Origin of the sequence: Nonomuraea dietziae (assembly GCF_014195505.1) — a bacterium.
GTDB lineage: Bacteria > Actinomycetota > Actinomycetes > Streptosporangiales > Streptosporangiaceae > Nonomuraea > Nonomuraea roseola.
Genome location: NZ_JACIBV010000001.1, coordinates 6,317,799 through 6,330,945 on the forward strand (window position 1 = coordinate 6,317,799; position 13,147 = coordinate 6,330,945).

Below are 13,147 nucleotides of genomic sequence, written 5' to 3' on the forward strand. Positions count from 1 at the left end.
GATGACCAAGGTCCTCGCACGCGTGCTCGCGGTCGCGGGCACGGTGGCGCTGGTCCTGCTGGGGGCGGCGGGCACGGGGTGGGCACACCCCTTCGGCCCGCCGCCCGTGGCGAAGGTCCGCGCCGAAGGCTCGACGGTGGAGGTCACCTGGTCGGCCGCCGCCGACGACGTGGCCGCCCTCGAGCGAGCCGCCACCGCCGGTGGCGGCTCGCTCGCCGACTACCTGAGCAGAGGCGTCGGCGTCCAGCAGGAAGGAAGGGACTGCGCGCCGGCCGAGGTGAGCGCGCAGGCCCTGGCCACCACGGGCGCGGTGCTGCGCTTCCGCTGCCCGGGCGAGGTCGGCGAGCTGCGGCTGCGCGTGAGCCTGCTCACCGACCTCGACCGCGCCTACCGCACCGTCTCCGTCACGCCCTCGGGCTCGGGCGCCCTCCACACCGCCGTCGCGCCCACCCAGACCATCAGCCTGTACGGCGCCGCGGCGTCCGCGCACGCCGACCTCGACAGGTTCTTCCCGTTGGCGCTGCTCGCCGCCCTGGTCGCGGGCGCGGCCCACGCGTGCGCACCCGGCCACGGCAAGACCCTCACGGCCGGATACCTCCTGGGCGGACAGGCCCGCGCCAGGGACGCGGTCCGGCTGGGCGCGATCGTCGCCCTGATGCACACGGCGTCGGTGGCGGTGCTGGCGGTGGTGTGGTGGGCGGCGATGGAGCACGCGCCCGACCTCGGGGCGATCACACGATGGCTCCAGCTCGCCGCGGCCCTGGCGGTGCTCGCGGTGGGCGCGGGCCTCCTCCACCGCCACCTCCGCCCTTCCGCGAGCCACGGCCACGGCCACGGCCACGGGCATGGGCATGGGCACGGGCATGGGCACGGGCACGGGCATGGGCACGGCCATGATCTCTTGACCCGCAGGGGTGTGGTGACGCTGGGGATCTCGGGCGGGCTGCTCCCCTCGCCCTCGGCGTTCCTGCTGCTGCTGACGGGTCTGCTGACCGGCAGAGCGTTCGCCGCGCTGGTTCTGGTCGCGGCGTTCGGGCTCGGCATGGCGCTCACCCTGGCGGGGGTGGGCCTGGCCGTCCTGCGGGGGCACGACGTGCTGGCAGCGGCGACCCGCACGCCCCGCCTGCGCGCCCTGGCCGGCAGAGTCCCTCTGCTGGCCGCCCTCATGGTGGCGACGGGCGGCCTGATCACCACGGGCCTGGCGGTTGCCGAGCTGCTGCGCGCATGATTGGGCATTGACGAAAACTTCTTACATGCTATTCATAGATCAAGTCAGAAAGTTTCAGTACCGCTGCACCTTCATCGGGGGACCGCCAGAGCCCACCTAGGAGGACGCGCATGGCGCGCAGCCAGCCCACTGACCCGCCGCCCATCGACTTACTCGGCCCCGTTCTGGGAGAAGTGTCCTGGTTCTGCTGCGGAACGGCCTGGGGGCCGTGCAGCAGCACCGGCAAAGGAGCCTGCGGCACCTGCAACTCGGGGAACATGCAGCACGCATGGCCCAACACCTCCGACGCCTGCTGGTCGATCACCCGTCCGGACCGATGCGGAGACTCGCTCTCGAGGCGGACCTGCGGTTTCCGTCACAAGACCACGGCGCTGTGCAGCGGCGCCAGCGTCGTCACCGCCATCGCCGACTGCGGCCCGCAGACCGACCTGTTCTGCGGGGAGCGCAGCTGCTGCGGTTCGACCTGCGCGAGCAACCGCCTCATCGACCTGACGCCCGCGGCGTACAGCAAGATCGCCAGTCTCTCCACCGGCCTGCGACCGTGCGAGATCTCGACCGCCTAGGGGGACGGCGATGACCAGCAGACGGAACATGCTCAAGTCCGCCGTGCTCGCGGGCGGAGCCGGAATCGTGGGCGCCACCGCGCTCGGATCACTCGGCGCCGAGGCGGCCTTCGGCGCCACCTCACCACAGGTCGAGCCAGGAACCCCCGACCCCGACTTCGCCGAGGGCAGGATCCGTTCCATCAAGGGCAACACGCTGCTCGTCCTGGGCTCCAACATGGTCTTCCACAACATCCGAGTCGTCGACGGCACGAGCCTGTGGAAACTCGGCCCCGTCGGCTTCGAGCAGGCCCAGCCCGGTGACGGCCTCTACGCCAGGGGCGTGCGCATGCCGGACGGCGTGCTCGCCGCCGAGTCGGTGTGGCTCAACATCGTCAACATCAAGGGCCACATCAGGAACATCACCAGCGACAAGCTGCACCTCGACCACAACGGCAAGGAGATCCTCTGCCATGTCGTGCCCGGCAGGTCGGTCGCCGTGCACTCCGACGCGCCCGCCTCGGCGGACCTGTCGTCGCTGCGCGTGAGCCAGCACGTGCAGATCCTGGGCGCCTGGCGACCGGGGACCAACGAGGTCGACATCGCCACCGTCTTCTCCCCTCACTAGGAGCGACACATGCAAGGGATCGCCGCGCTGCAGCCGTACGTGATCGCTGCCTTCCTCATCTGGGCGGCCGTACTGAAACTGTTCACCCGACGGATGCGATCGCAAGCCGGGCGGACCGCCCTGGCCCGGCTGGTCGGCACGGCGCGTGCGATCCCCACGCTCCGCCTCATCGGACTGGCCGAGCTGCTGGTGGCGGCGGTGCTCTTCCTGCCGCCGGTCTCACCGTGGGAGGGCACGGCCGCCGCCGCGCTCTCCACCGGTTTCCTCGCCTATCTCGCCTACTCCTCCCTCGCCGCACCCACTTCGTCATGCGGCTGCCTGGGCACCCACTCCCAGCCCGTCAACTGGCGGGCCTTCGCCCGTGCGGGGCTCCTGCTCGCCATGAGCGTCACCGCCATCTCGGCGCGGCCGTTCCACCCGAGCACCCCGCTCCTGCTGCTGGGCCTGGCCGAAGCCCTCGCCCTGCTCGGGCTGTCGCCGGAGCTGGACCGTCACTGGCTGATCCCTCTGCGCCGCCTTTCCGTACGGCTCCGCAAGCCGCTCGCGGTACGGCCGTCGCGGGATGTCCCGCTGGAGGCCTCGTTGCGCGTGCTCTACCTGAGCCCCGCGTACTGCACAGCGTCCGCGCGGCTCACCTCGGACGTCCAGGACGTGTGGGACGAGGACGGCGTGCGGTTCGCGAGCTACGCGGCGGGCCACCGAACGGCGGTCTTCGCGATCCCACTGTCCGGCGACGACCCGAGGACGGTCCGCGTCGCCCTCGTCGAAGAACCCACCCCCGCCTGACCCCCGCCTGGGCCCTGCAGGATGGGTTGGAGGCCGCGGGACCAAAGGCCGGCGCGGCGGAGGTGTCGTTCATGTGAGGCGCTCTCTGTCAGAGCACCCTCAACCCGCCCGCCCGAAGGCCCGCCGACGTCGCGCCCCCGGAGCCGTCGGTGTTCCTCCGTATGGTGGACGCGTTCAAGCTCCCTGCTCGCGCCCCACGCGCCGGAGGATTCCGTGGCCGTCGCCCGTCTTGTCGCCACCGTCGCCGCACCGCTGGACCCTGCGTTCGCCGACGCTCCCCAGGTGCTGCACCGGCCCGGACGCGCGCTGCTCGTCCAGCGCGGTGACACCGAACTGGTCGTCCTCGATCTGGACGTGGCCACCGCAGGCGGGCGGCTCATGGAGACGCGCTTCCCTGCCCCGTGGCCGCGCCGCTTCGGATCGGTGACCGTCTCGCCGGAGGGTGAGGCCGCGGTGTTCGCCGGCGTGCACGCGCTGCGCTGCGTGGAGGCGACCGGGGCGACGCGCTGGGAGGTACGGCACGGCTGCTGGGAGGGCGAGGACCCCCACACGCACACGTCGTTCGCCGAATACGCCGCCGACGAGGACCACTGGTCCGCCGACAACGGATCAGCCGCCTTCTCCGCCGACGGCAAGCTCGTCTGGGCGCACGTCCGCGGCCCGTTGGGTGACACCGGGGAGACGGAGGACGACCAGGAGCTGTGGCTCGTCATCGACGCCACGAACGGCACGGTCCTGGGACACGCGAACACCATGACCGTGGCCTCCAGCTCCGAGCACACCCCGCACCCGGACCCCGCGCAGATGGGACTGAGCGTCGGCGAGGGCGAGGAAGGCTCGCCCGTGCTGTGGGGACGCTGGGACGGGCAGCGGCTGACCACCGAACAGCTCGACATCGAGCGCATTCTGCTGGCCGTGAGCCCATCCGGCCGCCACCTTCTGACCGCCCCCCTCGAGCAGGGGACCCTCTCCCTGCACCAGGTGCAGGACGGCACGGTCCTGCGGGAACTGGACGCCCAGGGCACGGTGACGCCACACCCGGGGAACACCGGCGGCGACAGGATCTACTGGGACCACGAGGCGGCCTTCGTGGACGAGGACACCGTCGTCGCCGGCACCTCCGTGTGCGACGCCCGGTACGGCACAGTCCGCCACTGGCTCGTCGACGTGCGGGAAATGACCCTGCGCGGCGAGATCTCCTACCCCTTCCCCGTCTCAGGGCATCCCCGCTCAGCGGGCGGCGGCACCTGGTACACGATCTCCGAGGACCGGACGTCCGTGCACCTGTGGCGATCCCATTGACATACCAGCCGGTTATATTAACAATCGGTTATATGAGTGTGGATGCCCTTGACGTCACCTTCGCCGCCCTCGCCGACCCGACGCGCCGCGCGATCCTGGCCCGGCTCAAGGTCGGCGAGGCCACGGTGACGGAGCTGGCGGCGCCGTTCGACATGACGCAGCCGGCGATCTCCAAGCATCTCAAGGTCCTGGAGCGCGCCGGGCTCATCTCCCGCGGTCGGGACAGGCAACGACGGCCCTGCAGGCTGGAGACCGCCGCGCTCAAGGAGGCCACCGACTGGCTGGAGGGTTACCGGAGCTTCTGGGCGGACCGCTACGACAACCTCGACACGCTTCTGAGCGAGCTCAAGGAAGAGGACACCCGTCATGAGTGAGACAGCCGACCGCTACCGGCGGCGAGCCGACGCGTTCGAGCGCAAGGTCGTGGCCGTGCGCCCGGACCAGTGGGCGAACCCGTCCCCTTGTGAGAAGTGGACGGCCAGGCAGGTGGTGCGGCACATCCTCGACATGCACGCCGTCATGCTGCGCCCGCTCGGTCGCTCCCTCAGCCCCGCGCCATCGGTGGACGAGGACCCGCTGGCCGCGTTCCGCGCCGCCCGCGCGGACGTGGAGGCGATCCTGGACGACCCCGCGCTCGCGGGCCAGGAGTGCGACACACCCTCCGGCCGGGTGACCGCCGAGCAGCACATCGACCAGGTCGTCAGTGAGGACCTCCCGATGCACGGCTGGGACCTCGCCCGCGCCACGGGCCAGGACGACACGATCGACCCCGAAGACGTCGAGCGAGCCTGGGCGGCCATGAAGGCGCTGCCCGCCGAGCTGGTGGAGAAGTTCCGCACGCCGGGCGCGTTCGGGCCGGACGTCGAGGTGTTCGGCCCCGAGGTGAAGGTCGAGGAGGGCGCCTCCCCGCAGGACAGGCTGCTCGCCTTCATCGGCAGGGATCCGCGGTGGCGTCCATGACAGCGGAGCTGACCGTCGCCACGCCGTCGGACCGCGCCATCGTCATGACCCGGTCGTTCCACGCCTCACGTCACCTGGTCTTCGCCGCCTGGACCAGGCCGGAGCTGATCAGACGGTGGTACGGCGCGCGCGGCTGGGACATCGTCGAAGCGCGGATCGACCTGCGGGTGGGCGGCGCCTGGCGGTTCGTCTGGCATGGGCCCGACGGAGCGGTCATGGCCTCGGGCGGCGTCTACCGCGACATCGTCCCACCCTCCCTGCTGTCCTACACCGAGTCCTTCGACGACCACTGGTTTCCGGGCGAGGCGTTGGTCAGCCACGACTTCACCGAGAAGAACGGCACGACGACCCTCACCACGACGCACCTGTTCGCCTCGAAGCAGGCGCGTGACCTGGTGATCGCATCCCCCATGGAGCGCGGCGTCCGCGAGGGGTACGAACGGCTCGACGAGCTCCTCCTGACCCTTCCCTGAGTCCTAGTCCTCCTCCGTGAACATGACCTCGCGGCGCCTGCGAATCGTCGGGAGGGCGGCGGCGACGAGCGCCGCTACGGCCAGTGCCAGGAGCACCGCGGAGATCGGCCGGGTCAGGAAGACCGAGGGGTCGCCGCGGGAGATGATGAGCGCCCGCCGCATGTTCTCCTCGAGCAGGGGCCCGAGGACGAAGCCGAGCAGCAGGGGCGCCGGTTCGCAGCCGCACTTGATCAGGACGTAGCCCAGGAGCCCGAAGAACACGATCGCGTAGACGTCGTACGCGTTGAACCCCAGGGAGTACGTGCCGATCGCCGCGAACAGAATGATCATCGGGAACAGCACCTGGTACGGGATGCGCAGCATGCGCACCCAGACGCCGATCAGCGGCAGGTTCAGCAGGACGAGCAGCACGTTGCCGATCCACATCGACGCGATCAGGCCCCAGAACAGCGCCGGTTCGTCGGTGATGACGTTCGGGCCTGGGGTGATGCCGTGGACGATGAACGCGCCGACCATCAGCGCCATGACCGGGTGGGCGGGCAGGCCCAGGGTGAGCAGCGGGATGAACGACGTCTGCGCGGCGGCGTTGTTCGCCGACTCGGGGCCCGCGACGCCCTCGATAGCGCCGCGTCCGAACTCCTGCGGCCGCTTCGAGATCCGCTTCTCCACGGCGTACGAGGTGAACGAGGCCAGCACGTGGCCACCGCCGGGCAGGACGCCGAGGGCGGCGCCGAGACCGGTGCCCCGCAGGATCGGGCCGACGATCCGACGCCGGTCCTCGCGGGTCGGCCAGAGGTTCTTGACCTTGCTGACGATCGCCGTGCGGGTCTGCTCGTTCTCCAGGTTGCGCAGGATTTCGGCCACCCCGAACATGCCGACGGCGACCGAGACGAAGTCGATGCCGCCGTACAGCTCGCGCTGGTCGAACACGAACCGGGGCGTGCCGGTGTAGATGTCCTGGCCGACCGTGCCGAGCAGGACGCCGAGCGCGATCATCGCCAGCGCCTTGAGCGCCGAGCCACGCGCCAGCGCGATCGACACGATCAGGCCGAGCAGTACCAGCGAGAAGTATTCGGCAGGGCCGAACTTCAACGCGACGCGGGCCAGCGGTGGGGCCGCGACGGCCAGGACGACGGTGGCCACCGTACCGGCGATGAAGGATCCGACCGCGGCGGTCGCCAGCGCGGCGCCGGCCCGGCCATGCCGGGCCATCTCGTGCCCGTCCAGCGCGGTGACCGCCGCCGACGACTCACCGGGCAGGTTGATCAGGATGGCGGTCGTCGAGCCGCCGTACTGTGCGCCGTAATAGATGCCGGCCAGCATGATCAGCGCCGTCACCGGCTCGAAGCTGAACGTGATCGGCAGCAGCATCGCCACCGTCGCCGTCGGCCCGATGCCGGGCAGCACGCCGACCGCCGTACCGAGCAGCACTCCCACGAAGCAGTAGAGGACGTTCTGGACCAGGAGGGCGGTGGAGAAGCCCAGCGCGAGGTTGTCGAGAAGTTCCATGCCTCAATCCGGATGCCGCGTCAGAACCCCAGCCACGGGCCCCAGAGAGGGATCCGCAGCTGTAGTCCGACGACGAAGATGAGCGTGCTCGCCACGGTCAGCCCCGCGGTCACGGCCACTGCCATGAGAGGCCGTACGCGCGAGCTGGCCAGCGTGGTGAGCAGGGCGGTCACCGCCGACGTCGGCACGAATCCGAGGCCCCGGACGGTGAATCCGAAGAACAGGAGCGCGAGCACGACGAAGACGACCGCGCGCCAGGGGATCGGGCCGAACGCGACCACCTCGCCGGCGATGAGTCCCTTGACGACGATCGCCAGGCCCAGCACGGCCACGATCGCGCCGACCAGCAGCGGGAAGGCGCCGGGGCCCATCCGCAGTGGGGTGCCCAGCTCGTAGCCGAGCGACCCCACCACGAACGCGCCACCGATCAGGACGAAGATCGCCCCGGCGAGGACGTCAGGCAAGGACCGGCGGCGCTCCACCTCAGGAGACCTTGACGCCGGCGTCGGTGATGACCTTCGCCCAGGTGCCGAGCTGCTCTTCGAGCTTGGTCCGGTGCGCCTGCGGGGTCGCGTCCTCGGCCGGGACCGGGGCGGTGCCGAGCTTGGCCATCTGGTCGATGACCTTCTGGTCGGCCAGTGCGACCTTCAGCGCCTCGGACAGCTTCTGGACGACGTCCTGCGGCGTGCCGGTCGGGACGTAGAGACCGTGCCACACGCTGACCTGGAGCTTGGGCAGCCCTGCCTCGGTCGTGGTGGGCACGTCGGGCAGGCTCTTCACCCGCTCCGGCGTGGTGACCGCGTACGCCTTGACCTCACCCGCGGAGATCTGGCCGCTGGTGTTGGTCGTCTGGTCGCACATGAAGTCGACCTGGCCGCCGACGAGGTCGGTCAGCGCGGGGCCGGTGCCCTCGTACGGAACCTCCTGGAGCTTGACACCGGTGGCGGTCTGGAACAGCAGGCCGCACAGGTGGGACGCGGCGCCGATGCCGGCGTTGGCCAGCGTGACCTTGTCGGCGTTCGCCTTCACATGGGTCACCAGGTCCTGGAGCGTCGCGGGCGCGAAGTCCTTGCGGGCGACGACCGTCATCGGCACCTCGGTGACGAGCCCGACCGTCTGGAAACTCTCGAGCGGCTTGTAGCCCAGGTTCTTGTACAGGGCGGGCGCCGTCGACATGCCGATGTGGTGCATGAGCACGGTGTAGCCGTCGGGCTTGGCCCGCGCGACCTCGCCTGCGCCGACCGTGCCGCCGGCTCCCTCGACGTTCTGGACGACGATCTTGCCGCCCAGCTTGGCGGCCATCGGCTCGGCGATCATTCGGGTGACGGTGTCCGTCGGGCCGCCCGCGCTGAACGGCACGACGATCGTGATGTTCTGGTCCGGGTAGCCTCCGGCTTCGCTTCCGCCGGTGGCGCCTGTGCCGGTGGTGCCTCCGTTGCCGGAACAGGCGGCGAGGAGCGAGACGACGCCGATCGCGGCGACCATCCGCGCGGCGGCCCGGTACCTGCTGGTCGTTCTCATATCGCGGCCTCCTCGTCAGCGCATGCGCTGCGTCGGTGAGTGCTCGATCTCAGTCTCGGACGGAAGGGACGCGGATAGTGTCAGAGTAATCCCAAGAACTGAAGGACTGCCGCGAGCGTGGAGCCGGGCCGTACAATCCGCCGGTATGCGGATCACCATCATCGAGGATGACGACCGCGTGGCGCGGGGTCTGGTGACCGTCCTGGCGCAGGCGGGCTTCGAGGTCCACCGCATCGCCACGGCCGCGGAGGCCGTGCGCGCCGCCCCGTCCGACGTGGTCCTCGTCGACCTGGGTCTGCCCGACGGCGACGGGCTCGACGTGATCCGCAAGCTGCGTGACCGCCCGGAGACCGCCGTCATCGCCGTGACGGCACGGTCGGAGGAGCACGAACGGGTCCGCGGCCTGCGCGCCGGCGCCGACGACTACATCGTGAAGCCGTTCGGCATCCCGGAGTTGCTGGCCAGGATCGACGCCGTCCTGCGGCGCACCCGGGTGGCCCGCGCCCTGAGCCACCCGGACGAGCCGCTCGCCGTCGGCCCGATGCGGATCGGCGTCGGCACCCGCGAAGTCGCCGTCGACGGCGCGCCCGTGGCGCTGACCCGCAAGGAGTTCGAGCTGCTCCTGCTGCTGGCCCGGCGGGCGCCGAACGTGGTGAGCCGCGACGTCATCCTCGACCAGATCTGGGGCGCGACCTGGGAGTCCTCTAGCCGCACCCTGGACACCCACATCGCGGCGTTACGGCACAAGCTCGGGCCTGCCGTGCTCATCCGCACGATCCACGGGGTCGGCTATCGGCTCCTGGCCGACCGGCCGGAGCCGATCGGCTGACCCGCCGTGCACCGTCGCCTGCTCGCCGTCCTGGTGCCCCTCGCGGTGCTGCTCGTCGCTGCGCTCGGGGTGCCGCTCAGCGTCACCGTGGCCGAGCGGGAGATGCAGGAGACCTACGTCGACCGGCTCAACGACGTCGGCCGGTTCGCGTCGCTGGCCGAGACCGCGCTGTCCACCGGGCGAACCGAGGCGCTCCACCAGGAGCTGGCGCGCTACCGCGAGCTGTACGGCATCCCGGCCGCGGTGATCGACACATCGGGAACGGTGCTGCTCGGACCAGCCGGCGCGTACCAGGAGGCGGCGCGCGCCGAGCCGGCGCTGCCCCGGATCGTGACCGCGGCGCTGGCCGGGGCGAGGTCCGAACCGTCAGGGGAATGGGCGCCGTGGGACGACTCCGCACTCGTGGTCGCCGAGCCGGTGGGCCGGGACAGCGAGGTCGTCGGCGCCGTCGTGACGATCTCCGACCTGTCGAAGACGCGCTGTCGCATCCTGGTGCGATGGGCCAGGCTCGCCGGGCTCGGACTGCTGCCGCTGATCGCGCTGGTGGCCGTCGCCTGGCCGGTGTCGGCATGGGTGCTGCGGCCGGTGCGGGAGCTGGACGCCGCGAGCTCGCGGATCTCACAGGGCGACCTCACCACCCGGGCGGACGCCGAGGCAGGCCCTGTCGAACTACGGCGACTGGCGGAGTCGTTCAACACCATGATGGATGCGGTCGAGAACGCCGTGCAGCGGCAGCGGGCGTTCGTGTCCGACGCGTCGCACCAATTGCGCAACCCGCTGACCAGCCTCCGGCTGGCGGTGGAGAGTCTGGAACCGCATCTGCGCGCGGCCGGCGACGGGCGGCAGGTATACGACGTCGCCGTCGACGAGCTCAAGGCGATGCAGCGGATGCTGAACTCGCTGCAGGCCAGCGCGCGGATGGAGAGCATAAGGACGACGTCGCCGGTGGATCTCGACGCGGTGCTGGCGACCCGGGTGGACCGGTGGCGGGCGTTGACGGCGACGGCCGGGCTGACACTGAGGGTCGACGTGCCGCCGGGACTGCGGCTGCTGGAGCCGTCGGGCGGATTGGGCAGCATTCTGGACGAACTGATCAGCAACGCGCTACGACTGTCGGACGCGCAGGTGGTGGAGGTGACCGCCCGAGTCGTCCCGGGTGGAGCAGGTGGCGGACACCGCGATGGTGTTCGCGTAGGACACGGAGGTGGCGCGGGTGCGGGACACGGCGATGGTGTTTGCGCAAGACATGGCGGTGGCGCGGGTGTCGGACACGTCGGTGGTGTTTGCGCCGGACACGGCGGTGGTGCGGAGGCCGGGCACGTCGGTGGTGTTTGCGTAGGACATGGCGGTGGCGCGGGTGCCGGACGCGGCGACGCCTCCGCGGCCGGAGGCGTGGTCGCGATCGCTGTCCGTGACGACGGTCAGGGGATGGACGCGTCCGAGCGGGCCCAGGCGATCCAGCGGTTCTGGCGGTCGCCGCGGCACCAGAACGTGTCAGGGACCGGCCTGGGACTGGCGATCTGCGCGGATCTGGTCGGGGCGGCCGGGGGCGAACTGCGCCTGGAGGACGGCCTACCACGTCCGGACGGGTCCGGGCACGGCTTCGCCGCGGTGGTCACGTTACCGGTCGTTCCACGGGCGGCATCGTCGTCGATGTGAGGACCGGCCTCCGGTGCCTGTCTATCGCTCTCTCGGGCCGATGCCTGGATCGATCAGCACCTGGATCGGCGCCTCGGTCAGCGCCTCGGTCAGCGCCTGGCTCAGCGCCCGGCTCCAGGGCGCGGTCGGCGCTTGCGGTCGGGAGGGTCAGGCGGCAGCGCTTGGGTCCAGGGCTCATGTCCAAAGCTCGGATCAGCGCCCGGGTTCAGGGCTTGGGCCAGCGCCTGGCTCAGCGCCCGCGCCCAGGGCGCGGGTAAGCGCTTGTGGTCCTCGGGGTCAGGCGGCGGCGTCCGCGTCAGCGCTCGGGCACAGGGCTCGGGTCAGCGCCTGGCTCAGCGCCCAGGCGAGCGCTCGCGGTCGCGAAATCAGGCGGCGGCGCCCGGGTCAGCGCTTGGATCCAGGGCTTGGTTCAGGGCTTGGGTCAGCGCCCGGCTCCAGGGCGCGGTCAGCGCTTGCGGTCGGGAAAGTCAGGCCGCGGCGCCCGGGTCAGCGCTTGAGTACAGGGCCCGGGCCAGCGCTTGCGGTCGCGGAATCAGGCGGCGGCGCGGATCAGCGCCCGGCTCAGCGCTTGGATCCAGGGCTCATGTTTCAGGGCTCGGATCAGCGCTTGCGGTCGCGGAACCAGGCGGCCGCGCCCGGGTGGAGCGGGATCGACGCGGTGGAGATCCCGGTACGCACGTTGATCTGCCACGCCTCGGGAACGGCTTCGGCGTCGTCACGGCTGGCGGAGGTTATCGTGCCGGCGTGCGTGAAGATCGTGTCGGTGATGGCACGGACCAGCTCATCGGGCAAGTCGTTGCGCACAAGAAGCACATTGGGCACAGCAACGGTACGCGTGGCCGGGACGCCGACGTAGGCGGTCGTGGGAATCATGGCCGGAGCGTAGGGACCAGGAAACGCCGTGAAGAGCGCGCCCGCCTGCTCGTCCAACGGGATCAGACGGATCGGGTGCCGCTGCGCCAACTCCGTGATGGCGGGTGTAGGGACGCCGGTCAGCGAGAACATCGCGTCGATCTTCCCGTCGCGCAGTGCCGCCGCCGATTCGGCCTGGCTGAGGTACCGACTGTCGACGTCCACCAGGCCGAGCCCCAAGACCCGCAGCGACGTGAACTCTGTGCCCGAGTCCCGAGCACCAAGGGATATGCGCTTGCCCTTGAGATCCCGGAACGAGTCGATCGCCGAATCAGCCATGACCACGAGATGCAGATGACTGTCGTAGAGCCGGCATATCGCCGAAAGTCCCTCGGGCGCGCTGCCGTCCGCCGTGATCAGCGCATCCAAACTGGTGAGCCCCATGTGCACCTCACCGGCCCGCAGCATCCGGATGTTGTCGGCGGACGCCCGGCTCGGCACAGTGATCACCGCGGCACCCGGCACCTGCTCGGAGATGTGCGCGGCCAGCGAACCACCGATCCGCCGATACACCGCCCCCTCCGGCCCGGTAGCCAGCCGCAGGCGGACTGGGTCGACCTCGGACTGCCGCGAACAACCGACCAACAGCCCTCCAGCGGCCAGCAGCACCGCCCGCCGACTGAGCCGTAACCCCAGGTTCACCACCATGCCGAGATGATACGGATGACGGCCGTCGCTCGCCGATGCCATCAGCGCCCCGCATCCGCGCCACCCTGCGCGCAGCCCTCGAAAGATCAACGGCGTTGGCTCTTCGGGGAGTGGAGCGAGGCAAGATCCAGGTAATCTCTGACGTATCGG

14 protein-coding genes are annotated in these 13,147 nt (G+C 70.8%); 10 read left to right on the forward strand and 4 right to left on the reverse strand.

The window, feature by feature from the left end; all coding sequences use genetic code 11:
- Position 1: 1 nt before the first annotated feature.
- From FHR33_RS30290 to FHR33_RS30325, 8 genes are all read left to right on the forward strand, one after another.
- Complete coding sequence (locus FHR33_RS30290; RefSeq protein ID WP_183654850.1) at positions 2–1,228, forward strand: hypothetical protein; 1,227 nt, start codon at positions 2–4, stop codon at positions 1,226–1,228.
- 110 nt (positions 1,229–1,338) lie between these two features.
- Positions 1,339–1,791, forward strand: coding sequence for an RlpA-like double-psi beta-barrel domain-containing protein (locus FHR33_RS30295; RefSeq protein ID WP_183654853.1), 453 nt, complete (start codon positions 1,339–1,341; stop codon positions 1,789–1,791).
- A gap of 10 nt (positions 1,792–1,801) precedes the next feature.
- The gene (locus FHR33_RS30300; protein ID WP_183654856.1) at positions 1,802–2,398 is read left to right on the forward strand and encodes a cell wall protein; all 597 of its coding nucleotides are present in this window, start codon (positions 1,802–1,804) and stop codon (positions 2,396–2,398) included.
- Between the two features lie 9 nt (positions 2,399–2,407).
- Entirely contained in the window at positions 2,408–3,184 is a 777-nt protein-coding gene (locus FHR33_RS30305) for a MauE/DoxX family redox-associated membrane protein (RefSeq protein WP_183654858.1), read from the forward strand.
- Between the two features lie 213 nt (positions 3,185–3,397).
- Positions 3,398–4,486: a hypothetical protein gene (locus FHR33_RS30310; protein WP_183654861.1), complete on the forward strand. Its 1,089-nt coding sequence runs from the start codon at positions 3,398–3,400 to the stop codon at positions 4,484–4,486.
- Between the two features lie 32 nt (positions 4,487–4,518).
- Positions 4,519–4,860: an ArsR/SmtB family transcription factor gene (locus FHR33_RS30315; RefSeq protein ID WP_183654864.1), complete on the forward strand. Its 342-nt coding sequence runs from the start codon at positions 4,519–4,521 to the stop codon at positions 4,858–4,860.
- Positions 4,853–5,446, forward strand: a complete 594-nt coding sequence (locus FHR33_RS30320; RefSeq protein WP_183654867.1) for a TIGR03086 family metal-binding protein — start codon at positions 4,853–4,855, stop codon at positions 5,444–5,446. Before FHR33_RS30315 ends, FHR33_RS30320 begins: the two co-directional genes overlap by 8 nt.
- On the forward strand, positions 5,443–5,919 hold the full coding sequence (locus tag FHR33_RS30325; protein WP_183654870.1) for an SRPBCC family protein: 477 nt from the start codon (positions 5,443–5,445) through the stop codon (positions 5,917–5,919). Before FHR33_RS30320 ends, FHR33_RS30325 begins: the two co-directional genes overlap by 4 nt.
- A gap of 3 nt (positions 5,920–5,922) precedes the next feature.
- On the opposite strand, the gene FHR33_RS30330 is transcribed toward FHR33_RS30325, so the two are convergent.
- From FHR33_RS30330 to FHR33_RS30340, 3 genes are read right to left on the reverse strand one after another with little or no spacing between them, the layout of a single operon-like run.
- Positions 5,923–7,428: a tripartite tricarboxylate transporter permease gene (locus FHR33_RS30330; protein WP_183654872.1), complete on the reverse strand. Its 1,506-nt coding sequence runs from the start codon at positions 7,426–7,428 to the stop codon at positions 5,923–5,925.
- Between the two features lie 20 nt (positions 7,429–7,448).
- Complete coding sequence (locus tag FHR33_RS30335) at positions 7,449–7,892, reverse strand: tripartite tricarboxylate transporter TctB family protein (protein ID WP_221241307.1); 444 nt, start codon at positions 7,890–7,892, stop codon at positions 7,449–7,451.
- 19 nt (positions 7,893–7,911) lie between these two features.
- Positions 7,912–8,949: a tripartite tricarboxylate transporter substrate-binding protein gene (locus tag FHR33_RS30340; protein ID WP_183654877.1), complete on the reverse strand. Its 1,038-nt coding sequence runs from the start codon at positions 8,947–8,949 to the stop codon at positions 7,912–7,914.
- Positions 8,950–9,094: 145 nt separating this feature from the next.
- Here FHR33_RS30340 and FHR33_RS30345 point away from each other — a divergent pair, with 145 nt between their 5' ends.
- Positions 9,095–9,778 (forward strand): response regulator transcription factor, encoded by a 684-nt coding sequence (locus FHR33_RS30345; protein WP_183654881.1) that lies wholly within the window; start codon positions 9,095–9,097, stop codon positions 9,776–9,778.
- 87 nt (positions 9,779–9,865) lie between these two features.
- Entirely contained in the window at positions 9,866–11,437 is a 1,572-nt protein-coding gene (locus FHR33_RS30350; RefSeq protein ID WP_183654883.1) for a sensor histidine kinase, read from the forward strand.
- 600 nt (positions 11,438–12,037) lie between these two features.
- Here FHR33_RS30350 and FHR33_RS30355 read toward each other — a convergent pair.
- A complete protein-coding gene (locus FHR33_RS30355; protein ID WP_183654886.1) occupies positions 12,038–12,997 on the reverse strand; it encodes a TAXI family TRAP transporter solute-binding subunit in 960 nt (319 codons plus the stop codon).
- Between the last annotated feature and the right edge of the window lie 150 nt (positions 12,998–13,147).

Coding starts and splice junctions, on each gene's coding strand:
- FHR33_RS30325 (WP_183654870.1), top strand. CDS start 5,443: ATGACAGCGGAGCTGACCGTCGCCACGCCGTCGGACCGCGCCATCGTC.
- FHR33_RS30340 (WP_183654877.1), bottom strand. CDS start 8,949: ATGAGAACGACCAGCAGGTACCGGGCCGCCGCGCGGATGGTCGCCGCG.
- FHR33_RS30290 (WP_183654850.1), top strand. CDS start 2: ATGACCAAGGTCCTCGCACGCGTGCTCGCGGTCGCGGGCACGGTGGCG.
- FHR33_RS30295 (WP_183654853.1), top strand. CDS start 1,339: ATGGCGCGCAGCCAGCCCACTGACCCGCCGCCCATCGACTTACTCGGC.
- FHR33_RS30315 (WP_183654864.1), top strand. CDS start 4,519: ATGAGTGTGGATGCCCTTGACGTCACCTTCGCCGCCCTCGCCGACCCG.
- FHR33_RS30355 (WP_183654886.1), bottom strand. CDS start 12,997: ATGGTGGTGAACCTGGGGTTACGGCTCAGTCGGCGGGCGGTGCTGCTG.
- FHR33_RS30330 (WP_183654872.1), bottom strand. CDS start 7,428: ATGGAACTTCTCGACAACCTCGCGCTGGGCTTCTCCACCGCCCTCCTG.
- FHR33_RS30345 (WP_183654881.1), top strand. CDS start 9,095: ATGCGGATCACCATCATCGAGGATGACGACCGCGTGGCGCGGGGTCTG.
- FHR33_RS30305 (WP_183654858.1), top strand. CDS start 2,408: ATGCAAGGGATCGCCGCGCTGCAGCCGTACGTGATCGCTGCCTTCCTC.
- FHR33_RS30300 (WP_183654856.1), top strand. CDS start 1,802: ATGACCAGCAGACGGAACATGCTCAAGTCCGCCGTGCTCGCGGGCGGA.
- FHR33_RS30320 (WP_183654867.1), top strand. CDS start 4,853: ATGAGTGAGACAGCCGACCGCTACCGGCGGCGAGCCGACGCGTTCGAG.